This is a genomic window from Caballeronia sp. LZ032 (assembly GCF_031451315.1).
GTDB lineage: Bacteria > Pseudomonadota > Gammaproteobacteria > Burkholderiales > Burkholderiaceae > Caballeronia.
Genome location: NZ_JARUXP010000001.1, coordinates 2,938,395 through 2,960,435, shown reverse-complemented (window position 1 = coordinate 2,960,435; position 22,041 = coordinate 2,938,395). Strand labels below are relative to the sequence as shown.

17 protein-coding genes and 1 pseudogene are annotated in these 22,041 nt (G+C 64.5%); 5 read left to right on the top strand and 13 right to left on the bottom strand.

Annotated features, from left to right (window positions below):
• The first annotated feature begins 460 nt into the window (after positions 1-460).
• Positions 461-2,740 (top strand): NADP-dependent malic enzyme, encoded by a 2,280-nt coding sequence (locus QCE69_RS13870; protein ID WP_309918911.1) that lies wholly within the window; start codon positions 461-463, stop codon positions 2,738-2,740.
• A 241-nt stretch (positions 2,741-2,981) separates the two neighbouring features.
• On the opposite strand, the gene QCE69_RS13865 is transcribed toward QCE69_RS13870, so the two are convergent.
• Both QCE69_RS13865 and QCE69_RS13860 read right to left on the bottom strand, forming a co-directional pair.
• The gene (locus QCE69_RS13865) at positions 2,982-3,422 is read right to left on the bottom strand and encodes an ATP-binding protein (protein WP_309931183.1); all 441 of its coding nucleotides are present in this window, start codon (positions 3,420-3,422) and stop codon (positions 2,982-2,984) included.
• A gap of 118 nt (positions 3,423-3,540) precedes the next feature.
• Positions 3,541-7,125, bottom strand: coding sequence for an indolepyruvate ferredoxin oxidoreductase family protein (locus QCE69_RS13860; RefSeq protein WP_309931181.1), 3,585 nt, complete (start codon positions 7,123-7,125; stop codon positions 3,541-3,543).
• Between the two features lie 345 nt (positions 7,126-7,470).
• Here QCE69_RS13860 and QCE69_RS13855 point away from each other — a divergent pair, with 345 nt between their 5' ends.
• On the top strand, positions 7,471-7,677 hold the full coding sequence (locus tag QCE69_RS13855) for a hypothetical protein (RefSeq protein WP_309918903.1): 207 nt from the start codon (positions 7,471-7,473) through the stop codon (positions 7,675-7,677).
• A gap of 116 nt (positions 7,678-7,793) precedes the next feature.
• Here the strand turns inward: QCE69_RS13855 and hppD are convergent, their stop codons facing one another.
• Positions 7,794-8,897, bottom strand: a complete 1,104-nt coding sequence (gene hppD, locus QCE69_RS13850; RefSeq protein WP_309931180.1) for a 4-hydroxyphenylpyruvate dioxygenase — start codon at positions 8,895-8,897, stop codon at positions 7,794-7,796.
• A gap of 146 nt (positions 8,898-9,043) precedes the next feature.
• Here hppD and QCE69_RS13845 point away from each other — a divergent pair, with 146 nt between their 5' ends.
• Positions 9,044-9,559 carry an Lrp/AsnC family transcriptional regulator gene (locus tag QCE69_RS13845; protein ID WP_309931178.1) on the top strand — a complete coding sequence of 172 codons (516 nt, stop codon included), beginning with the start codon at positions 9,044-9,046 and terminating at the stop codon, positions 9,557-9,559.
• A 65-nt stretch (positions 9,560-9,624) separates the two neighbouring features.
• Here the strand turns inward: QCE69_RS13845 and QCE69_RS13840 are convergent, their stop codons facing one another.
• From QCE69_RS13840 to QCE69_RS13800, 9 genes and pseudogenes are all read right to left on the bottom strand, one after another.
• Positions 9,625-10,290, bottom strand: a complete 666-nt coding sequence (locus QCE69_RS13840; RefSeq protein ID WP_409021185.1) for a GNAT family N-acetyltransferase — start codon at positions 10,288-10,290, stop codon at positions 9,625-9,627.
• Positions 10,291-10,501: 211 nt separating this feature from the next.
• A complete protein-coding gene (locus QCE69_RS13835; protein WP_309918892.1) occupies positions 10,502-11,113 on the bottom strand; it encodes a TetR/AcrR family transcriptional regulator in 612 nt (203 codons plus the stop codon).
• 72 nt (positions 11,114-11,185) lie between these two features.
• Positions 11,186-11,995 (bottom strand): DUF1835 domain-containing protein, encoded by an 810-nt coding sequence (locus QCE69_RS13830; protein ID WP_309931177.1) that lies wholly within the window; start codon positions 11,993-11,995, stop codon positions 11,186-11,188.
• A 134-nt stretch (positions 11,996-12,129) separates the two neighbouring features.
• Complete coding sequence (gene paaE / locus QCE69_RS13825; RefSeq protein ID WP_309931176.1) at positions 12,130-13,218, bottom strand: 1,2-phenylacetyl-CoA epoxidase subunit PaaE; 1,089 nt, start codon at positions 13,216-13,218, stop codon at positions 12,130-12,132.
• A gap of 49 nt (positions 13,219-13,267) precedes the next feature.
• A pseudogene (paaD, locus tag QCE69_RS13820) lies at positions 13,268-13,762 on the bottom strand (1,2-phenylacetyl-CoA epoxidase subunit PaaD); the annotation flags it as partial.
• A 53-nt stretch (positions 13,763-13,815) separates the two neighbouring features.
• Positions 13,816-14,613, bottom strand: a complete 798-nt coding sequence (gene paaC / locus QCE69_RS13815) for a 1,2-phenylacetyl-CoA epoxidase subunit PaaC (protein ID WP_309918880.1) — start codon at positions 14,611-14,613, stop codon at positions 13,816-13,818.
• Between the two features lie 11 nt (positions 14,614-14,624).
• Positions 14,625-14,909: a 1,2-phenylacetyl-CoA epoxidase subunit PaaB gene (paaB, locus tag QCE69_RS13810; RefSeq protein ID WP_309810429.1), complete on the bottom strand. Its 285-nt coding sequence runs from the start codon at positions 14,907-14,909 to the stop codon at positions 14,625-14,627.
• A gap of 30 nt (positions 14,910-14,939) precedes the next feature.
• Positions 14,940-15,956 (bottom strand): 1,2-phenylacetyl-CoA epoxidase subunit PaaA, encoded by a 1,017-nt coding sequence (gene paaA, locus QCE69_RS13805; protein ID WP_309931175.1) that lies wholly within the window; start codon positions 15,954-15,956, stop codon positions 14,940-14,942.
• 227 nt (positions 15,957-16,183) lie between these two features.
• Positions 16,184-17,662, bottom strand: coding sequence for an MFS transporter (locus QCE69_RS13800; RefSeq protein WP_309931173.1), 1,479 nt, complete (start codon positions 17,660-17,662; stop codon positions 16,184-16,186).
• 193 nt (positions 17,663-17,855) lie between these two features.
• Here QCE69_RS13800 and QCE69_RS13795 point away from each other — a divergent pair, with 193 nt between their 5' ends.
• On the top strand, positions 17,856-19,130 hold the full coding sequence (locus tag QCE69_RS13795) for a TIGR03862 family flavoprotein (protein ID WP_309931170.1): 1,275 nt from the start codon (positions 17,856-17,858) through the stop codon (positions 19,128-19,130).
• 25 nt (positions 19,131-19,155) lie between these two features.
• Here the strand turns inward: QCE69_RS13795 and QCE69_RS13790 are convergent, their stop codons facing one another.
• Entirely contained in the window at positions 19,156-20,307 is a 1,152-nt protein-coding gene (locus tag QCE69_RS13790; protein WP_309931168.1) for a class I SAM-dependent methyltransferase, read from the bottom strand.
• Between the two features lie 168 nt (positions 20,308-20,475).
• Here QCE69_RS13790 and QCE69_RS13785 point away from each other — a divergent pair, with 168 nt between their 5' ends.
• Positions 20,476-21,774, top strand: coding sequence for an SGNH/GDSL hydrolase family protein (locus QCE69_RS13785; RefSeq protein ID WP_309931165.1), 1,299 nt, complete (start codon positions 20,476-20,478; stop codon positions 21,772-21,774).
• Positions 21,775-22,041: the final 267 nt, after the last annotated feature.

Sequence of the window (22,041 nt, the reverse complement as noted above, 5' to 3'; positions counted from 1 at the left end):
CGGTGCAACAGGACCGCTCGACGACGGGCTGTTGACGTGTGCCGCGCGTGCCGGCGGGACGAAGCGCTGTGACGCCCGAGTCCCGAACCTTGCGGAGCCAGCCCGAGATTTTACCCGAGGCGGCGTGCCGGGGCGAGGACCCTGGCCGAACGGACGGCCTCCCGGATGACTCCGCCAGAAGGCGCGCCTGGCCGCTCAAATCCGACGAAACGAACACGGCAGGCGCCGGAACACCCGCTGAAAGGTTGCATCGCGTCATTTCAAAAGCGGGGTGTACACTGAACGTCCAAAAAATTCCGAAGGCTCCGTCTGCTCGTCCCATCCGGCCAGCAGCATGTTGCGCCTATCCGGCGCGTCGGGCCTGTGAACCTGGTCCATCGATTCACATTCCCGCACTCACGGTAGCGGTCGACGGCAGTGTGAACCCTGTTCAAATAATTTCCAACGTCTCAGGTCAATCATGGACGAACAACTGAAGCAAAGCGCCCTCGCGTATCACCAGAATCCGCGTCCGGGCAAGATCTCGGTCACGCCGACCAAACCCCTGTCCAACCAGCTCGATCTCTCGCTCGCGTATTCGCCGGGCGTCGCGGCCGCGTGCATGGCCATCTACGACGAACCGCTCGACGCGCAGAAGTACACCTCGCGCGCCAATCTCGTCGGCGTCGTGACGAATGGCACGGCGGTGCTCGGTCTCGGCAATATCGGCCCGCTCGCGGCCAAGCCGGTGATGGAAGGCAAGGGTTGTCTGTTCAAGAAGTTCGCGGGCATCGATGTGTTCGACATCGAGCTGGCGGAGACCGATCCGGACAAGCTCGTCGACGCCATCGCGATGCTCGAGCCGACGCTCGGCGGCATCAACCTCGAGGACATCAAGGCGCCGGAATGCTTCTATATCGAGAAGAAGCTGCGCGAGCGCATGAAGATTCCCGTCTTCCATGACGATCAGCACGGCACGGCGATCATTGCGTCGGCGGCGATTCTCAACGGCCTGAAAGTGGTCGGCAAGAAGCTGGACGAAGTGAAGCTCGTGTGCTCGGGCGCGGGTGCGGCGGCCATTGCGTGCCTGGACTTGCTGGTGCACCTCGGCCTGAAGAAGTCGAACACGCTGGTGATCGACTCGAAGGGCGTGATCTATGAAGGCCGCGGCAATCTGGACGCATCGAAGGAGCGGTATCAGGCGAGCACCGACGCGCGCACGCTCGGCGATGCCATGCACGGCTGCGACGTCTTCCTCGGCTGTTCGAGCGCCGGCGTGCTGAAGCCGGAGATGGTCGTGACGATGGCGGACAAGCCGCTGATCCTCGCGCTGGCCAATCCGGAACCGGAAATCCGTCCGGAAGAGGCGAAGAAGGTGCGTCCGGACTGTATCGTCGCGACGGGCCGTTCGGACTATCCGAACCAGGTCAACAACGTGCTGTGCTTCCCGTTCATCTTCCGCGGCGCGCTGGATGTCGGCGCGACCACCATCACGGAAGAGATGAAGCTCGCGTGCGTGCATGCGATCGCCGAACTCGCGGAAGAAACCGATCAGGGCGATGAAGTCGCGAAGGCCTATGAAGGTCACTCGCTCGAATTCGGTCCGGAGTATCTGATTCCGAAGCCGTTCGATCCGCGCCTGATCATCAAGATCGCGCCCGCTGTCGCGCAGGCCGCGATGGATTCGGGCGTCGCGACGCGTCCGATCAAGGACATGGACGCCTATCGCGAGACGCTCGGCGCAACCGTGTATCGCACGGGCATGGTGATGCGTCCGGTGTTCGTGGCGGCGAAGGCCGCGCCGGCGCGCATCGTGTTCGCGGAAGGCGAGGACGAGCGCGTGCTGCGCGCCGCGCAGTTCGTCTTGCTGGAGAAGATTGCGAAGCCGATCATCGTCGGCCGGCCGGCGGTGGTGGAAATGCGTCTGCAGAAGATGGGCTCGAAGCTGAAGCCGGGCATCGATTTCGAGATCGTGAATCCGGAGGACGATCCGCGCTATCAGAAGAGCTGGCAGGCGTATCACGAGATCGCCGCGCGCGATGGCGTGACGCCTGAAGGCGCGAAGGCCGCGCTGCGCAAGTTCAACACGCTGATCGGCGCGATCCTGATCCATACGGGCGACGCGGACGGCATGATCTGCGGCCTGATCGATACGTATCAGGACCATCTGAAGTTCGTGGATCAGGTGCTGGGCAAGGCGGAAGGCGCGAACAACTTCGCGGCGATGAACCTGCTGATGCTGCAAGGACGCAATCTCTTCATCAGCGACACCTACGTCAACGAATCGCCGACCGCCGAGCAGCTCGCCGACATGACGATTCTCGCCGCGCGCGAAATCGAGCGCTTTGGTGTGCAGCCGAAGGTGGCGTTGCTGTCGAACTCGAACTTCGGCAGCGTGCCGAGCGCGTCGAGCAAGCGCATGGCCGAGGCGCGCAAGCTGATTGCCGAGCGCGCGCCGACGCTGGAAGTAGACGGTGAAATGCACGGCGATGCCGCGTTGTCCGAGGCGGTGCGCAAGGCGTCGTTCCCGGGCACGACGTTGACGGGCGAAGCCAACCTGCTGATCATGCCGAACGTCGAAGCGGCGAACATCACCTACAACCTGCTCAAGATGGTGAGCGGTGAGGGTGTGACGGTGGGACCGTTCCTGCTGGGCGCCGCCAAGCCGGTGCATATCCTGACACCGGCCGCGACCGTGCGGCGGATCATCAACATGACCGCGGTGGCGAGCGCGAATGCGAGCGTCGCGAAGGCGAAGTAAGGCGGTTGGGTTTTGGTGAGGTGAGGTGAAAAACGGCGATCCGGGTGACCGGATCGCCGTTTTGTTTGGTGGGAAGGAACGCGCGAGGAGTCAGGCGTCGCCCTTCCAGTCGTGACCCGGCATGATGCGGGTCATGAACTCGTCGAAGAGCGGAACGGTAAAGGCCGTATCGCCGTGAGTGGGGCTCCAGATCATTCCCTTCACGATCAGGTTGCTCCGATTGGGCGCAAGCGATGTGCTGTCACGGCCCAGCACCGAGGCAATGTCCCCCGATCGATGCGGTCCTGGCCCCAGCTCGGCCATGGCTCTCAGGTACTTCTTCTCGGCCGGTGTGAGACGGTCGAAACGGACTCGCGTAGTCTTTCGCCGCCTCGATCTGGCTGAGTTTGAGCAGAGCCAGCCGAAGCTTGGGCGCGAGCAGGGCGGGTAGAGAGCGTCCCTCGGGAGCCTCGATCCTTATCGCCAGAAGGCCGCCTTCGCCTATGGCGTCCCTCATCATCTGGTCCAGCAAGACGGTTTTGCCGACCCCGCGCAGACCCGCCAGCATGATGCTTTTCGCGGCGCGTCCCTTCTTGAGACGCTGAATGCACACCAACATTTGCTTGCGGACGGCGTCGCGCCCGGCAAGCTCGGGCGGTGGATTGCCCGCGCCCGGCGCGAAGGGGTTGTCTACCGGATCCATGGTTTTAGCAAGTTTATCGAGTTTAGGGAATTCCGCTAACTTCCCTAAATTAGATATGACTTGCCAAGCAGCACGGGAGTCAGTTCAGAGAAGGAAGGTCAGCCGACCTTCCATCCCCTCACGCCACCTGCCGCGTCTCACCGCCTTCCCCACTGCGCCACCGCGCCAGCAACTTCTCCCACTTCAGCTTCGCGGCCTTCACGTTGTTTTCCTTGATGTGGCCGTAACCGCGCATTGCGTCGGGCAGGCTCGCCAGTTCGATCGCCAGCGGCAACTTCTCGACCGTGAGCCCGTCGATGATTTCCCGCACCAGCGCCTCGTACTCCCCGATCAACGCTCGCTCCATCTTCCGCTCTTCGGTACGACCAAACGGATCAAGCCCCGTGCCGCGCAGGAACTTGAGCCGGGCGAGCACGCGCATCGCGGACATCATCCACGGGCCGTATTGTTTCTTGACCAAATGCCCGTGCGCGTCCTTCTTCGACGTGCTCGGCGGCGCGAGATGCATCTTGATCTTCCAGTCGCCTTCGAAGCTGCTCTTCACTTTCTCGATGAACGCCGGGTCCGCGTACAGCCGCGCGACTTCGTATTCGTCCTTGTAGGCCATCAGCTTGTGCAGGTTCTTCGCGACGGCTTCCGTCAGCGCATACTGGCCGTCGCCCATGCCCAGGCTCGCTTCGGCCGTGCGCACTTCCGCGACGATCCGCCCATAACGCGATGCATACGCGCTGTTCTGGTACTTCACGAGATAGTCGAGACGCTTTTCGATCAGGCTGTCCAGCGCCTTCGGCGTGTGCAGCGCGACCACCTTGCCCGCTGCGCTGTCCATACCGCGCTGTCCCTGCGTGAGCCGCTGCACAGCGTCGATATCGTGCGCCGCGCGGCGTCCCCATTCGAACGCGGCGAGATTCTTCTCGACCTGTACGGCGTTCAGCTCGATTGCGCGCATCAGCGATTCATGCCGCAACGGCACCCAGCCCTTTTGCCACGCGTAGCCGAGCACGAACGGATTGGTGTAGATCGCGTCGCCCATCAGCGCGACGGCAAAACGGTTCGCATCGACGAGCGCCACATGCTGGCCCGCCGCCGCGCGAATATCCGCTTCCGCGCTCGCGCCCGGAAAACTCCAGTTCGGGTTCTTGATGAAGTCGGCGGTCGGCGTCTGCGCGCTGTTCACGACGACGCGCGTATGGTCAGGCTGCATCCGCGAGCCGCATTCGTTGCTCGCCGTCACGATCGCGTCGCAGCCGATCACCAGATCCGCCTCGCCCATCGCGATGCGGGTCGCATGAATGTCGGCCGGACGGTTGGCGATCTGCACATGGCTCATCACCGCGCCACCCTTCTGCGCGAGACCGGTGACGTCGAGCACCGTGACGCCCTTTTGCTCCAGATGCGCCGCCATGCCGAGCAGCGCGCCGATCGTCACGACGCCCGTGCCGCCCACGCCCGTCACCAGCACGCCGTACGGCCGCGCGATCTCGGGCAGTTCGGGTGTCGGCACCGGGGGCATCGCATCGGCGCCGACGCTCGTCGCCTTCGGCTTCTTCAACTGCCCGCCCTCGATGGTGACGAAGCTCGGACAGAAGCCGTTCACACACGAATAGTCCTTGTTGCAGGTCGACTGGTTGATCTGCCGCTTCGTGCCGAATTCGGTTTCCAGCGGTTCGACCGAGAGGCAGTTCGACTTCACGGAACAATCGCCGCAGCCTTCGCACACCGCCTCGTTGATGACGACGCGCTTCGCCGGATCGGGGAACGCGCCGCGCTTCCTGCGGCGGCGCTTCTCGGTCGCACAGGTCTGGTCGTAGATCAGGATCGATGTGCCTTGCACTTCGCGCAACTGGCGCTGGATGTCGTCGAGCACGTCGCGGTGATGCACGTCGATGCCCGGTGCGAGACCGGTCGTCGCGGTGTATTTCTCCGGCTGATCCGTGACGATGACGATCTTCGCCGCGCCTTCCGCCGCCAATTGATGCGTGATCTGCGGCACGGTCAGGACGCCGTCGACGGGCTGGCCGCCCGTCATTGCGACCGCATCGTTGTAGAGGATCTTGTAGGTGATGTTCACCTTCGCCGCGATCGCCGCGCGAATCGCGAGCAGGCCCGAATGGAAGTAGGTGCCGTCGCCGAGATTGGTGAACACGTGCTTGTCGTTCGAGAACGGCGCCTGTCCGACCCACGCGACGCCTTCGCCGCCCATCTGGCTGAAGGTGCTCGTGTTGCGGTCCATCCAGACCGTCATGTAGTGGCAGCCGATGCCGGCCATCGCGCGCGAGCCTTCCGGCACGTTCGTCGAAGTGTTGTGCGGACAGCCGGAGCAGAACCACGGCTTGCGCTCAGCTTCTACGCGCGGCCGTGCCAGCGCCTTTTCCTTCGCGTCGATCACCGCGAGCCGCGTCGCGATGCGGGCGCGCACGTCGGCGGGCAGATCGAATTTCTCGAGACGCGTGGAGATGGCCTTCGCAATGATCGCCGGCGACAGTTCGTAGTGCGCGGGCAGCAGCCAGTTGCCCATCGGCACGGACCATTCGCCGCCCGCGCCGTCTTTTTCGTCGAACTTGCCGTAGACACGCGGGCGCTGGGCGTCCGGCCAGTTGTAGAGCTCTTCCTTGATCGCGTATTCGAGAATCTGGCGCTTTTCCTCGACGACCAGAATTTCCTCGAGACCGCGCGCGAATTCATGCGCGCCTTGCGCTTCGAGCGGCCAGACGCAGCCGACCTTGTACAGCCGGATGCCGATCTGCGCGCAGGTGGCGTCATCGAGACCGAGATCGGTGAGGGCCTGGCGCACGTCGAGATAGGCCTTGCCGCCGGTCATGATGCCGAAGCGCGCATGCGGCGAATCGATCTCCACCCGGTCCAGCTTGTTTGCCCGCACATAGGCCAGCGCGGCGTACCACTTGTAGTCGAGCAGACGCGCTTCCTGCACGAGCGGCGGGTCCGGCCAGCGGATATTGAGACCGCCTTCGGGCATCGCGAAATCGGTGGGAAGCACGATTTGCGTGCGATGCGGATCGATATCGACGGAAGCAGACGATTCCACCACGTCGGTCACGCATTTCATTGCGACCCAGAGGCCGGAGTAGCGGCTCATGGCCCAGCCGTGCAGGCCGAAATCCAGATATTCCTGCACGTTCGACGGAAACAGCACCGGCAGGCCGCACGCCTTGAAGATGTGTTCGGACTGATGCGCCAGGGTCGACGACTTCGCGGCGTGGTCATCGCCGGCGAGCACCAGAACGCCGCCGTGCCGCGCCGATCCCGCGGAATTGCCGTGCTTGAAGACATCGCCTGAACGATCGACGCCGGGGCCCTTGCCGTACCACATCGAGAACACGCCGTCGTACTTGGCGCTCGGGTAAAGATTGACCTGCTGCGAGCCCCATACGGCGGTGGCGGCGAGGTCTTCGTTCACGCCCGGCTGGAATACGACCTGATGGCCGGCGAGATGCTTTTTCGCCTTCCAGAGGGACTGGTCGAGACCGCCAAGGGGAGAACCGCGATAGCCGGAAATGAATCCGGCCGTGTTGAGGCCGGCGGCCTTGTCGCGTTCCTGTTGGAGCATGGGCAGGCGCACCAGCGCCTGGATGCCGCTCATGTACGCGCGGCCGCGTTCGAGCGTGTATTTGTCGTCTAGCGTGACGGATTTCAGCGCGGCTTCTAGCGAAGCTCTTTGTTCTGCGTCTAGCGGGGCGTTCATTATGTGTCTTCCTCCACCCGAGGTTTGGGATCACCAAAGCATGTTTCGGGCCGTCCGCGTCTTGTGAACGCTCGGCCGCGACTTCCAGTGTGCCGATGCGACGGTTTTTCCGGCACTGGGGCAAACCCGTTTGAAATTACTCAACTAGCAGCGCTTTGCGTCAAATCCTTGACGATTTGGCGGCAAACGGGAAGGTTTTGTTACAGCATGTAAAACCGACCTTGCTTTGGAACCCTGCTGTTCAATCATGTCTAAAATGGCGCTTCCGGTATTTTCGCGCCGTTCCTTGTGCGCGCATTTTCATCCGGAAGCAAGCAGTACATATGCGGTTAGAAGGAGATAACGATGAAACAACGCCACATTCAGAATTTCTTGATGGTCTCGACCGCCTTTTTCGCGATCAGCGCGCCGGTCGGCGCGCGGGCGCAGGGTGCGTCGCCATTCGGGGCGTCGTCGGTTGCACAGGTCGCGCAGGCGCGCGTTCAGTCCGTTCAGGCAGGCGCTGAGAAGCGCCGCGCATCGGAAGGCAGCGACGACGAGACGGCGGGCTGATCCGCTCGCGGGATTCGTCCGCCGGGACGGATCGCTGAAAATGACGAAGGGGCATGAACCACTCAGGTTCATGCCCCTTTTACTTGACGTTGCCAGTGGCTCGATTGCGCGGCAGCTTAGCCGCCTGTCGTGTCCTTCAGCACGCCGCGGCGCATCTGATCCAGTTCGATGGATTCGAACAGCGCCTTGAAGTTGCCCTCGCCGAAGCCTTGGTTGCCCTTGCGCTGGATGATCTCGAAGAAGATCGGTCCGATCTGGTTCTCGGTGAAGATCTGCAGCAGGATTTCGTCCTTGGTTCCGTCGATCAGGATCTTGCGTTTCTTCAACTCGGAAACCGACTCCACATGCCCCGGCACGCGCCGGTCGACCAGCTCGTAATACGTGTCGATGGTGTCGAGCAGCGCAATGCGCGCGCTGCGCAGGCCGTCGACGGTCGTGTAGATGTCATCGGTGCCGAGCGCGATGTGCTGAATGCCTTCTCCGCGATAGGCGTCCAGATATTCCTGAATCTGTCCGGCGTTCTCCGAGCCTTCCTCGTTGATCGGAATGCGGATCTTGCCGCACGGCGAGGTCATCGCCTTGGACTTCACCGCCGTCACCTTGCCCTCGATGTCGAAGTAACGCACCTCGCGGAAGTTGAACAGCCGCTCGTAGAACTCGGCCCATTCGACCATGCGGCCGCGATGGACGTTGTGCGTCAGGTGATCGATATAGGTCAGGCCATGGCCGGCCGGATTCTGCTCGGCGCCGGGAATCGGCTCGAAATCGACGTCATAGATGCTGATGTTGCCGATGCTGCCCGGCTGCGCGCCGTTCTTGCCGCGCCAGCGGTCCACGAAATAGATCAGCGAATCGCCGATGCCCTTGATGGCCGGGATGTTCAACTCCATCGGACCGGTCTTGTTGTCGAAACCCCAGGCGCCGAGTTCGAGCGCGCGCTGGTAGGCCTTGGCGGCATCGGCGACGCGGAAGGCGATCGCGCAGATGGACGGGCCGTGCAGGCGGGCGAAGCGTTGCGCGAACGAGTCGGGCTCGGCGTTCACGATGAAGTTGATGTCGCCCTGGCGATACAGCGTGACGTCCTTGTGGCGGTGCTTCGCGATGGCCGTGAAGCCCATCTGCTCGAACAGCTTGCCGAGCGCGACCGGGTCCGGCGCGGTGTACTCGATGAATTCGAAGCCGTCGGTGCCGACGGGATTCTCCCAGGTCGTTGCGGTCATGCGGTGTCTCCGGAAATTCGTTCTGCGCGAATGCGCGACGTAGAGACAGTTTAGTCATGGCGATGCGGCAAAAACTTGCGAAACAAATCGCCAATTCATAGACTTGCGCTAGTTCATGCCGGGAAAACACAGACAGGAGCCAGAAAGTGGCCGAAGCAGAATCGGACTCCGAACTCGACACGATAGACCGGCGCATTCTGGCGATCCTCCAGGAAAACGGCCGGCTGTCCAATCAGGAGATTGCGGAGCGCGTCAATCTTTCGCCGAGTCCGTGCTTGCGGCGCATCCGGCGGCTGGAGGAAAGCGGCGTGATTCGCGGCTATGTGGCGCTGCTCGATGCGAAGAAGCTTGGCCTCGGCCTGCTGGCCTACATCAACGTGCGGCTCGAGAAGCGCGGCGGCACGCACGCCGCGGCGGGTATCCCGAAGACGCCGACGCACGGCGACCTGTTCCGCGAAGCAGTGCGCTCCTGGCCGGAAGTCGTTGCCTGCGACGCGATGACGGGCGAGATGGACTTTCTGCTGCGGGTGCAGGTGCGCGACATGGAGGACTTTTCCCGCTTCGTGCAGGAGCAGTTGCTGCACCATCCGTCGGTCATCGATGTCAGGTCGAGCTTTTCGCTCGAGCGCATCAAGGAAACGACCGCATTGCCGCTGCGTTGAACCGTGCCGAAACCACAAGGGCGGCCGGAGCCGCCCTTGCGTGCGATAAGCGATGCGGTCTGGAATCAGGCCGCGTCCGCCGTCGGCATGAACGCCTGGAACATCTGCGACGCACGATGCGCCTGGCGCTTGATGGCGTAGTCGAATACGGCGGCTTGCTCCTGCAGCATCTCGGTCATGATGCTGTTCTGGTCGGCCGGCGCGAGCGACAGATAGGCGTCCGCTTCACCATACGCATATTCGATCTTCATGCCCGACTTGCGGGCGATGTGCATCATCGTCGAATTGCGCGACAGGCAGTGCATGTAAAGCACCGAAACGTGCGTGTTGCGGCTGCGCATGGCGGCACGCTCGAACAGCTTCGAACCGACACCGCGCCCACGCGCGCTTTCCAGCACCGACACCCCGAATTCCGCGGTGCGCTTGTCGCCTTCGGCAGGCAGATAGGCCAGATGGCCGACGCCGATCAGTTCCAGCGCATCGCCGAACACGCCGAATACCTTGTCGTTCGAAAAACTGATATTGCGCACGTAGTTCTCGATCACGTGATCGGGAACCACCTGACCGAAGCGCAGGAGACGGTCATCTTCTTCGAGGGCGAGGAAGTGGCTAAGCAGGCGCTCGCGATCGGCGGAAGAAAGCTCGCGGACGAGAACCGGCGGACGCGCGTCAGTCAGCGGCGGATCGTTCGGCACGATCTGCTCGGCGGTGCGGTTGAGGGTCAGTTCCACGGCGTTTCTCCTTCATTCGTCATGCAGCATGCTGCAATGCAAGACAAATTTTAACGGAATCCGCGGAAGCGAGTACGGGAAAACCCTAAATCGGACTAGGTGAGCCGTTCTAAACGGATGCTAAAATTCGAGGTAGTCGATAGCAATCAATTAGTTACATGACGTTGTGGAACACCGCGATGCTTTCTGTCGAAATGCTGCTTCGCAGCAATCAAACGTTTGGCTGACCGCCCAGGCCATGCTCGATCATGTCCACGACCTGATCGGCGAACTCGCGGTAGCCGAGCTTGCCGCCTGGTTTAAGCCAGGTGAAGGTCCAGTTGATCATGCCGAAGACCATCATCGTGAGCGCGGTCTGGTTGTCTCGCGATGCGCGCTTCGGATACGCCCGCGCCAGCTGGCGCGCGAACGCGGCAACGATATCGCGCTGACGATCCAGGACGATCTGGCGCTGTGCTTCTTCCAGATATTTCACGTCGTTGAGGAGCGCGACGTGGCGGCTATGCGAGGTCTCGTATTCGGCGAGGAACGCCCGCACCAGATCGGCGAAGGCTTCGCGCTCGCCGAGACCGCGCCGCTGGCTCGCGCCTTCCACTTCCGCGATGATCAGCATCAGCCGCTTGGTGTAGCGGTCGAGCAGATCGAACAGGATGGCTTCCTTGCTCTCGTAATAGTGGTAGAGACGGGCCTTGGACGTGCCGCTTGCCGCGGCCAGATCGGCCATCGACGTGCTGGGGTAACTCGTCTGGGCGAATTTCGCGGCGGCGAGTTCGAGAATCTGTTCGCGTTGGGATTCGTGATCGGCTGCTTTGGTACGGGCCATGTGTCGTGACGGTGCGTTCTTATGGATTCGATGCCGCTTTTATGCCGCTTCGATGCAGATTGCAGATGCGCTTTAGCGGCGCAATTCGGCCTGGGCGATGTCGGACGGCGTGCCCCGAATCTTCAGCCGCCCCGCGACGACGAGTTCGCGCAGGCGCCAGAACGCGACGGAATCGGAGAGCAGGAAGTCGAAACGCTGGCCCATCGCTGCACCCGCGATCCGCCGTGACGGTTGCCATTCGGCGCTGGCGAGATCGAGCAGCAATTCGTCGACGTCCAGCCAGGTGCCCGATACCAGCATGTTGTCGCGCAGCCGGCGCGTTTCGGCGCTGGCATATTTCGCTTCCTGCCATTCGAGCGCAAGGCGGCTGATGCGCAGCACGGAAATCGGCGCGGCGGTCGGCAGCTTCGCGAGCAACTGCTTCGGCGAAAACATGCCGACAGCGGTCGCGCGGTCCGGGCGTCCAATAAATCCGGAAGAGCCGGAAGAGCCGTCTTCCGCGCCGGTCTGCAGATCGTCGTGCGACAGCTTCGCCTCGTTGAGGCGCTGGGGCACGTTGCGCAAATAGAAAGCGGTGCGCCGCAGCGTCAGTTGATCGGCGGCGCTCTGGCCATGCCATACGACGACCTGCGCATCGCCGCGAGTGAGGCGATCGAGCACGCCGAGCTGTTCCTCGAGCTGCTCCTCGAAGTCCATCGCGCTGTTCAGGACCTGGCGCCAGAACGCGGCGCGCGTGAGCGCGGAATCGTCCACGTCGCGGATGGGGCCGACCGCCAGATCGTCGCGCAGCGTCACGACGCGGTCTGCGCGTTCCGCGCGGAGCAAGGCTTCGGTGAGGGACTGCGCCGCGCTGTCGCCATTGACGACGTGAATCGTGTTCATGGGTGTCGGAATGCCGGAAAACTGAGGGAACGCTCGAAGAGAGCGATCCTAGTTTACGCGAATCGACTCCCGTCCGGCGGCCGCATGTCCGTCCCGGTGCGCGACAGACCGCTCATGCCTGCACTCAACCCGAATCAGCGTTCGTCGAAACTCACGACCACGCGCTCGCTCAGCGGATGACACTGGCAGGTCAACACGAAACCGTCATCGATCTCGTGCTGTTCGAGCGTGTAGTTCTTGTCCATTTTCACTTCACCTTCCAGCACCTTCGCGCGGCACGTGCAGCACACGCCGCCCTTGCACGCGTACGGCAGCGCCAGTCCCGCCTTCAGGCCGACGTCCAGCACGCTCACGCCTTCGTACGGCAGGCGCAGCTTGCGTTTCTTGCCGTCGATGATCAGTTCCAGGTCCGCCGCCGGCGTGTTCTCCGTGATCTCGACCGGCGGCACGCCCGCCTGCGGCAGCGGCGTGCCGAACCGTTCGACGTGAATCTGCTTCGGCGGCACACCGGCGTCGTTCAACGCGGCTTCGGCCGCGTCCATCATCGGGCCGGGGCCGCAGATGAAGGCCTCGTCGATGTCCTGAGGCGAGAGCAAGGTCTCCAGGAAGGCTTGGCACTTCGCCTGATCCAGCACGCCGTTGAACAGCTCCACGTCCTGCAGGTCGTCCGACAGCACGTGATACAGCGCGAACCGCTCCATGTAGCGATTCTTCAGGTCTTCGAGTTCCTCGGCGAACATGATGGCGTCGACGCTGCGGTTGCCGTAGACGAGCGTGAAGCGGCTGGTCGGCTCCGTATCGAGCGTCGTCTTGATGATCGCCAGCACCGGCGTGATGCCCGAGCCGCCCGAGAACGCCACGTACTGTTTGGCGTGATCGGCGTTCAGGTGCGTGAAGAAGCGCCCGTCGGGCGTCATCACGTCGATCTCATGGCCGGGCTTGAGCGTCTCGAACGCGAAGTTCGAGAACCGTCCGCCACGTACCCGCTTGATGCCGATGCGCAGTTCGCCGTCGCGGTCATAGTCGGTCACGCCGACGCAGATCGAGTAGGAGCGGCGCGTCTCCTCGCCGTCGATATGCGTCTTCAGCGTGACGAACTGCCCTTGCGTGAAGCGGAAGGCGTCGCGCAAGGCCGGCGGGACGTCGAACGAAACAGTGAATGCATCGGCGGTTTCGGGGCGCACGTCGCGGATGCGCAGCGGGTGGAATTGCGGAGTCGCCATCTTTATCGGCTCGCTTTCAATGAGATCGGATTGAATCAGGGGCCGCGGTTCAGTACGGCTTGAAATAGTCGAACGGTTCGCGGCAATCCACACAGCGGTACAGCGCCTTGCAGGCCGTGGAGCCGAATTGCGACAGCTGCTCCGTGTGCGTGGAGCCGCAGCGCGGACAGGCGACCGTCTCCTTCGTGCGCGGCATGGCGCGCGGCACGAAACGGATCGGCTTCTCCATGACGGCGCAGCTCCCCGATGGCGGCGCGATGCCATAGCGCCGCAGCTTGTCGCGCGCTTCCTCGGTGATCCAGTCGGTCGTCCAGGCCGGCGCCAGCACCGTCTCGATGCGATGCGCGCCCAGGCCGGCATTGCCGATCGCCAGCGCGATGTCTTCCGCGATCTGCCCCATCGCGGGACAGCCGGAGTAGGTCGGCGTGATCACCACTTCGAGCACGCCGTCGCCGCCTTGACGCACGTCGCGCAGGATGCCCAGTTCGCGGATCGACACCACCGGGATCTCCGGATCGGGCACCGCTTCCAGCACCGACCACGCATGCTGGATCGTCGCGTTCATGTCGGCGCGGGCGGGGACGCTGGCGGCGTTCATCACCAGCTTGCTCCGGGATGCTGCCGCGCCAGGCTCTGCATTTCCGCCAGCAGATAACCCATGTGTTCCGAGTGCGTGCCTTGCTTGCCGGTGGAGACATGACGCACTTCCGCGGGCGCTACGAGCGTTGCTTCTTCCAGCGCCGAGGCAAGCTGCGCGCGCCACGACGCTTCGAAAGCGCTGGCCAGCGGCGCGATGCCCGCATCGGCCACGGCCTGTTCGATGGCATCGGTGGCGAAGAACTCGCGCGTGTACGGCATCAGGTAGTCGAGCGCCGCCTGCGTGCGCCGATGCGATTCGTCGGTGCCGTCGCCCAGGCGCACGAGCCAGTCGCGCGCGTGGTGCAGGTGATAGCGCGTTTCCTTCAGCGACTTCGCCGCGATCGCCGCGAGCTGGGTATCGCCCGAGGTTTGCAACGCCGTCCAGACCTCGGCCATCAGCGCCGAGTACAGGAAGTTGCGCACGATCGTCACTGCGTAGTCGCGTTCGGCGCGCGCGGTGCCGGCGAGCGGGCCGAAGTGCGGCAGCTCCGCCAGCGTGTAATTGGCGAACTCGCGTTCCGTGCGGAAGTAGGCGTAGTCGTCTTCGGTCTTGCGGGCGCCGTTGAGCGCGGCGTCGAGCGTCGCCGCGTGCGAATAGAGCAGACGCGCCTGGCCGATCAGATCGAGGCTGATGTTCGCCAGCGCGATGTCTTCCTCCAGCGCCGGGCCGTGACTGCACCATTCGGCGTTGCGCTGGCCGAGGATCAGCGCGTTGTCGGCGAGGCGCAGCACGTAGGCGAGATGTTCCTGAGTCATGTCCCGCGCCCTTACATGTGGTTGATTTCTTCGGGCAGCACGAAGAAGGTCGGATGACGGTAGATCTTGTCGCCCGCCGGCTCGAACAGTTCGCCCTTGTCCGCCGGATCCGACGCCGTGATCGCCGCCGACGGCACCACCCAGATGCTCACGCCTTCCTGGCGGCGCGTGTACACATCGCGCGCCATGCGCAGCGCCGCGCCCGCGTCCGGCGCGTGCAGGCTGCCGCAATGTTTGTGATCCAGTCCCTGCTTGCTGCGCACGAACACTTCCCAGATCGGCCATTCCTTGTTCATCGTTCCATCTCCTGTTTCTCGTCGTCCGGCTCAGGCCGCTTGCTTTTGAGTTCGCGCCCGCTGCTTCTCGGCGTGGGCCAGCGCGGCTTCGCGCACCCACGCGCCCTCGTTGTGCGCCTTCACGCGCGTGGCGAGCCGTTCCTTGTTGCACGGACCGTCGCCGTTGACGACGCGCCAGAACTCGTCCCAGTCGATCGCGCCGTAGTCGTGCGCACCGCGCGCCTCGTCCCATCTCAAGTCCGGGTCGGGCAGCGTGACGCCCAGGATGCGCGCCTGCTCGACGGTGGCATCGACGAACTTCTGGCGCAGATCATCGTTCGAGATGCGCTTGATGCCCCACGCGAACGACTGCCCGCTGTGGATCGAATCCTTGTCGCTCGGGCCGAACATCATCAGCACCGGCCACCACCAGCGGTTGACCGCCTGCTGCACCAGATCCTTCTGCGCCTGCGTGCCTTTCATCATGGCGAGCAGCGCGTCGAAGCCCTGGCGCTGATGGAACGACTCCTCCTTGCAGATGCGGATCATCGCGCGGGCGTAGGGCCCGTACGTGCAGCGGCAGAGCGGGATCTGATTCATGATCGCGGCGCCGTCGACCAGCCAGCCGATCACGCCGACATCGGCCCAGGTCGGCGTCGGGTAATTGAAGATGCTCGAATACTTGGCGCGTCCGGCGTGCAGCGCGTCGACCAGCTGATCGCGCGAGACGCCCAGCGTTTCAGCGGCGCTGTAGAGATAGAGGCCGTGGCCGGCCTCGTCCTGGACCTTGGCCAGCAGGATCGCCTTGCGTTTCAGGCTCGGCGCGCGGCTGATCCAGTTGCCCTCGGGCTGCATCCCGATGATCTCCGAATGCGCATGCTGGGAAATCTGCCGCACCAGCGTCTTGCGATACGCCTCGGGCATCCAGTCCTGCGCCTCGATCTTGCCGTCGGCCTGCATCACGGCGTCGAAGCGGGTCTGGTCGGCGCTTTGATCGGACGAGGCGGGCGGCTTGCCGGACGAGGCATCCGGCGCGGAACTGGGGATATCGAGGGATTGGGTGTACATGGCGGCACTCGCGCTCAAGGAAATCGCAGTGGGGAGATTATAAACCGACCGGACGGTCGGTGAATGATTTTTCCGAACGGGCTGGGGTAAATCCGCATGCGTGGGGAGGGATGAGGCGGATGCGCCGGTGCGGACGCAAAGGGGGGACGGCGGAAGGAGAGAAAAGCGGAGACGAATGAGCGGCGGCGATTGCCGCCGCTCGAAATGCAGAAGAAGAGGTTGCCGACTCAGCGCGCCTGTTGCGCGGCGAAGTCTTCGGCGTCGACGTCATAGCCCGACGGTTCCCAGCGCACCGCGAACAGCGCGACGAGTCCGGCGAGCGGCGCCACCGCGATGATCCAGAACACCTTCGTGCCGAGCGCCGCGGACAGCACGGGGAACAGGAACAGCGAAACGGTCGAACTGGCGCGCATCAGGGTCTGATTGAACCCGACGCCGACGCCGCGCAGCGAAGTCGGATAGCTCAGCGACGCGAAAGTCATGCTGTGCGAGCCCGGTCCGACGCCTTGTCCAAGCAGGAACGCGGCCAGGAAGCCGATGGCGAGCACGACTTCGGCGCCGCTCGAAGGCTTGCCGACGATCGCGAGCCCGACGAGCGCGGCCAGCTGAAACGCGTAGCCGACCACCGACAGCTTCCAGGCGCCGTATTTCGGCACGGTGCGCACCGAGAACAGGCCGCCGGCGAACGCGAAGCAGAGATTGAGCGCGAGCGAGGCAAGAATGGTCGTGAGCATCGACTGGGCGAGGAAGCTCGAGATGATCACCGGCAGGCCGAACGCGACGGCGTTGTACGCGAACGAGGAAGCGATCGCGATGACGGTCGCGAGCACGGTGCGGCGCAGATAGACGCCGCGCAGCAGCGCGCCGTAGTTGCTCCACGTCGCGCGGCGCGCCTTGGGCGGGGCGACGGGCGTGTCGGCGACGCGGGCATCGATGCCGTACGAACGCTTGAGGATGGCCGCCGCGCCCTTGAGATCGCCCTGGTTCGCCGCCCAGACCGGCGATTCGCTCATGTAGCGGCTGCGGATCACGATGATCGCGATCGCCGGCACCGCGCCGAAGCCGAGGATCAGGCGCCAGAGCCAGCCGGCGTTGTGTGCAGGCAGGACGGCATACAGGCCGAGCACGAGCAGATACGAGATGAGGATCGCCGCGTACCAGACCGGGCACCACATCGCGACGCGGGCGGCCTTGTTGCCGCGGCCCTGCAGCCGCGAGAACTCGGCGAGGAAGGCCATGGCGACCGGCAAATCGATGCCCACGCCCAGCCCCATCACGAAGCGCGCGCCGCCGAGCGTCCAGGCATTGGGCGCGAGCGCGCAGGCGATGGCCGCGACGACGAAGAAGAACATGTCGGCCATGAAGACCCGATAGCGGCCGATCTTGTCAGTGAGATAGCCGCCGAGGAACGCGCCGATGATCGCGCCGAAGGTGATCGCGGACGCGACGAAGCCGGCGCCGGTCGGGGTCAGCGAGAATTCCCGCGCGATGTCCTTCATGCCGAAGGCGAGCGCGCCCAGATCGTACGCATCGAGAAAGATGCCGCCGAGCGCGATCGCGACGACCACGCGTGCATCGCTGCCGACGGCGGCGCCGTGGTTGACGAGGCGGGAGACATCGGCGGCGCTTTCGATGACGGGGCGCGGATCGGCGGCGCGGGCTGAGGCGCTGGTCGAGGCGGGCTCGGGCGCGAGGGATACGGACATGGTCGGTCTGATTTTGAAAAAGATTGTTGATGCAACGAATCGCGGGATCGTACTGGGCCGGGCGGGAGCGCCCAAATTCTTTTTTGTTATTTAATGACTTACGAGCGGCAAGCGGGGCGGCCGGGGGGCAGCGCGAAGCGTCCCGATGCCCGGGTGCGACAATGTCGCTCCTATTCGTTCTTGACCATCCAGCATGTCTTCAGCCGACAACATCGAATCGAGCGGCGTCGCGGTCGCGGTCGCGGTCGTGGGCGGCGGCCCGGCCGGGCTCATGGCTGCCGAGGCGCTCGCGGCGGGCGGCGCGCGTGTCGATGTGTACGACGCCATGCCTTCCGTCGGCCGCAAGTTCCTGATGGCGGGCAAGGGCGGCATGAACCTCACGCATTCCGAACCCGCCGAGGCGTTTCTCTCGCGCTACAGCGCCCGTCGGCCGGATATCGCGCCATTGCTCGCGCGTTTCGACGCCGCCGCGCTGAGGACGTGGGTGCACGGACTGGGTGTCGAGACTTTCGTCGGCAGTTCCGGGCGCGTTTTCCCCACCGACATGAAAGCCGCGCCGATGCTGCGCGCCTGGCTGCATCGGCTGCGCGGCGCGGGTGTGACGTTCCATATGCGTCATCGCTGGCTCGGCTGGGCGGAAGACGGCGTGTCGGCGTCGCGATTTGCCACGCCCACCGGCGAGAAACAGGTTCGTCACGATGCGCTGATCCTCGCGCTCGGCGGCGCGAGCTGGCCGCAACTCGGTTCGGACGGCGGCGCTTTGCCGCTGCTCGCGGCGCGCGGGGTGGAGGTGCGGCCGTTTCTGCCGTCGAACTGCGGGTTTGATGTCGGCTGGAGCGAGCACTTCAGCAGCCGTTTCGCGGGCGAGCCGCTCAAGTCGGTCGCGATTGGTCTGCCGGGCACGGATGGCGAAACCGCGTGGCGCGTCGGCGAGTGCCTGGTCACGGCGCAGGGCATCGAGGGCAGTCTGATCTACGCGCTGTCGGCGCCGATCCGCGAGCGGATTGCCGCCGGCGCAGGCGAGGGCGCGACGGTGCTGCTGGATCTCGTGCCGCAGCTTTCCGCCGAACGGGTGAGGGACGAAGTGCTGCATCCGCGCGGCGCGCGGTCGATGTCGAGCCATTTGCACAGCCGGCTGCACCTGACCGGAGTCAAAGCGGGGCTGCTGCGCGAGTGCCTGACCAAAGACGAATTCGCCGATCACGACATCCTCGCCGAGCGCATCAAGGCGCTGCCGCTGCACCTGCTGCGCCCGCGGCCGATCGCCGAAGTGATCAGCAGCGCGGGCGGCGTGGCGTTCGAGTCGCTCGACGCGCGCTCGATGCTCACCGCGTTGCCCGGCGTGTTCTGCGCGGGCGAGATGCTCGATTGGGAAGCGCCGACGGGCGGCTATCTGCTGACGGCGTGTTTCGCGAGCGGTCTCGTCGCCGGCGAGGGCGCGCTCGCTTGGCTGGCCGGGCGCGGCTGAGCGCCGAAGCCGCCAGGAGATGAGACTAGGCGGCCACAAGACGCCAGAGCGACGTCACTTCCGCGGCACGCGCGGCGTGCAGCGGATCCGTCTTGTCGGCGGCGCGCGGATGATGCGGCTTCACGTCGATGCGTCCGTCCACCTTCAGGCCGGCGGCATCGATCCATCCCTGCAACTGCGCGCGCGTGCGCAGTCCGAGATGCTCGGCGAAGTCGGACAGGATCAGCCAGCCTTCGCCGCCAGGTGTGAGATGCGCGGCGAGGCCGTCGAGGAAACCGCGCAGCATGCGGCTGTCGGGATCGTAGATCGCGTGCTCGATCGCGGCGCTCGGGCGCGCGGGCAGCCAGGGCGGATTGCAGACGATCAGCGGCGCGCGGCCGGCGGGAAATAAATTGGCTTCCGTGACTTCGACCTGACGGCCAAGTCCGAGCCGCGACACGTTCTCCCGGGCGCAGGCGAGGGCGCGGGGATCGAGTTCTGTCGCCACCACGCGCTCGACGCCGCGTCGGGCGAGCAGCGCGGCCAGCACGCCCGTGCCGGTGCCGATATCGAAGGCCAGTTCCCGCGACGGCAACGGCTGGTTCGCGACCAGCTCGACGTACTCGCCACGCACCGGCGAGAACACGCCGTACCACGGATGGATGCGCGCGCCGAGCGCCGCGATCTCGACGCCCTTCTTGCGCCACTCGTGCGCCCCGACCAGCCCGAGCACTTCCCGCAAGGACACCACCGACGCCTCGCCGGATGCCGGACCGTACGCTTCCTCGCAGGCCTCGCGCACGTCGGGCGCGCGGCGCAACGGAATGGCGTAGTGCTCGTCGAGCGGCAGCACGAGCATCGCCAGGGTGCGGGCGCGTTGCGACTGGGCGAGGCGGTGCAGATTGAAGGTATCGACCGGCGAGGTTTCCGGCGCGGCTTTCCTGGCCTTGCGCGGCTTGTTGTCGATGCGGCGCGCCATCGCCTGCAGAAGCTGCCGGGCGTTCTGGAAGTCGCCGCGCCAGATGATTGCCGTGCCTTCGCAGGCGAGCCGGTAGGCGTTATCGGCGGTCATCTGGTCATGTCCGATGACCACGCGTTTCGGCGGCGAGTTGCCGCTTTCCGATCGCCAGTGGGCCGAGCGGCTTTCGCCGTCCTCTTCCCAGTCGAGTCGCTGAGGAACAGTGGTTTTTGATTGCATATCGATGAGCCTGCGAGCCGTCCGGAGCGGACGGCGAAAAATGAACTGGCTGCATTGTGAGGCCAAACCGGACGTTCCGTTCCCGCAGGCGAAGGTTTCGCACGAATCGCGCCGTGGCGGATCCGGCGCTTCAGGCACAATCGATCCTTTTCCGCACGCCTTCGCCGAATGAAACGCCCTGTTCTCACCGCGATCTGCGCGGCTGCGCTGCTCGCGCAATCCCTCTTCGTTCCGCACGCCTTCGCCGCCGACACCGCCGAGCCGTCCGCCGGCGAGCACTGGGTCAGCGCGTGGGGCACGGCGCTGCAGGCCATTCCGCAACTGGCGAACTTGCCGCCGCTGTACCGCGCGCCGGAGGTTGGCGGACGGACCGTTCGGCAGGTCGTCTATCCCCAGGCCGACGGCAAGCGGGTACGCCTGCGTATCAGCAATACCTTCGGGACGGAGCCGCTGGTGGTCGACGCGATGAGTGTCGCGCGATCGGCGGGCGGCAGCGGCGCGGCGCTTCGTCCGGGCAGCGCGCGGCCGGTGCTGTTCGGCGGACAAAAGAGCGTGACCGTGGCGCCGGGCGCCCAGATCACGAGCGATCCGGTGGAGTTCGCCGTCGATGCGCAGCAGCCGCTAGCCGTGAGCATGTTTGTGGGGAAGGACCAGAAACTGGTCGCGTGGCATCGGATCGCGAGCCAGGTGAATTACGTTTCGACGCCTGGCAACCATGCCGACGACAGTTCCGCCGGCGCGTTCCGCACGCGGTTCACGCAGTACGCGTGGCTGACAAATGTGGCGGTGGAGAACGCGTCGGCGCACGCGGTGGTGGCGATCGGCGATTCGATCACCGACGGCATGCGCTCGTCGCTCAATGCCAATCGCCGCTGGACGGACGCGCTCGCAAGGCAGATCGCGCGCAAGGAGGGCGCGCAGACGGCGGTCGTGAACGCGGGCATCAGCGGGAATCGGCTGCTGAGCAACTCGCCCTGCTACGGGGAAGCCGTGGTGAGCCGTTTCGAGCGTGATGCCTTGCGTCAGCCGGGCGTGCGCGCGGTGATCCTGCTGATCGGCATCAATGACATCAATTTCATGGCGATGCCAGCGCATGCCGGCCTGGATTGCGACGCGCCCCATACGGAAGTCAACGCCGATGCGCTGGTCCGCGGCTACCAGCGGCTGATTGCGCAGGCGCACCAGCGCGGCGTCAAGATTTATGGCGCGACGCTGACGCCGGCCTCGCTGCCGCCTGAGCGGGAGGCGATCCGCACGGCAGTTAACCAGTCGATCCGGGCGAGCCGCGCGTTCGATGGCGTGATCGACTTCGATCAGGCGCTGCGCGACCCGGTGCACCCGACGGCGTTGCAGAAGCGGTACGACAGCGGCGATCACATTCATCCGAGCGACGCGGGATATGCCGCGATGGCCGCTGCGGTCCCGCCTGAATTCGTCATGAGCACTGCCAAACCGGCGCAGAAATGAAGCGTTTGCAAAAAAGTTGCTTCATCACCTTGTCATCCGCGTTTGCTTGGCCTACTATTCAGCCCCTCGTCGCAAGACGTTGGGCCGCTGCGAAACGGGCGGCCTCCAAGTCGGCAAATTTTGAAGCGAAAGCCAAAAAAATAGTGTTGACAAGGAGAAAAAGATTCCTCATAATCTCGTTTCTCTGCTGCTGATGCAGCGACGCAAGACGGAAGTGCAGTGGTTCTGTTCTGCGATGTGCTCTTTAAAAACTAACAGCCGATAAGT

Bases quoted from the DNA above. Each gene is read 5' to 3' on its own strand.
- QCE69_RS13870 (WP_309918911.1), top strand. From the start codon at position 461: ATGGACGAACAACTGAAGCAAAGCGCCCTCGCGTATCACCAGAATCCG.
- QCE69_RS13865 (WP_309931183.1), bottom strand. From the start codon at position 3,422: ATGGATCCGGTAGACAACCCCTTCGCGCCGGGCGCGGGCAATCCACCG.
- QCE69_RS13860 (WP_309931181.1), bottom strand. From the start codon at position 7,125: ATGAACGCCCCGCTAGACGCAGAACAAAGAGCTTCGCTAGAAGCCGCG.
- QCE69_RS13855 (WP_309918903.1), top strand. From the start codon at position 7,471: ATGAAACAACGCCACATTCAGAATTTCTTGATGGTCTCGACCGCCTTT.
- hppD (WP_309931180.1), bottom strand. From the start codon at position 8,897: ATGACCGCAACGACCTGGGAGAATCCCGTCGGCACCGACGGCTTCGAA.
- QCE69_RS13835 (WP_309918892.1), bottom strand. From the start codon at position 11,113: ATGGCCCGTACCAAAGCAGCCGATCACGAATCCCAACGCGAACAGATT.
- QCE69_RS13830 (WP_309931177.1), bottom strand. From the start codon at position 11,995: ATGAACACGATTCACGTCGTCAATGGCGACAGCGCGGCGCAGTCCCTC.
- paaE (WP_309931176.1), bottom strand. From the start codon at position 13,218: ATGGCGACTCCGCAATTCCACCCGCTGCGCATCCGCGACGTGCGCCCC.
- paaC (WP_309918880.1), bottom strand. From the start codon at position 14,613: ATGACTCAGGAACATCTCGCCTACGTGCTGCGCCTCGCCGACAACGCG.
- paaB (WP_309810429.1), bottom strand. From the start codon at position 14,909: ATGAACAAGGAATGGCCGATCTGGGAAGTGTTCGTGCGCAGCAAGCAG.
- paaA (WP_309931175.1), bottom strand. From the start codon at position 15,956: ATGTACACCCAATCCCTCGATATCCCCAGTTCCGCGCCGGATGCCTCG.
- QCE69_RS13800 (WP_309931173.1), bottom strand. From the start codon at position 17,662: ATGTCCGTATCCCTCGCGCCCGAGCCCGCCTCGACCAGCGCCTCAGCC.
- QCE69_RS13795 (WP_309931170.1), top strand. From the start codon at position 17,856: ATGTCTTCAGCCGACAACATCGAATCGAGCGGCGTCGCGGTCGCGGTC.
- QCE69_RS13790 (WP_309931168.1), bottom strand. From the start codon at position 20,307: ATGCAATCAAAAACCACTGTTCCTCAGCGACTCGACTGGGAAGAGGAC.
- QCE69_RS13785 (WP_309931165.1), top strand. From the start codon at position 20,476: ATGAAACGCCCTGTTCTCACCGCGATCTGCGCGGCTGCGCTGCTCGCG.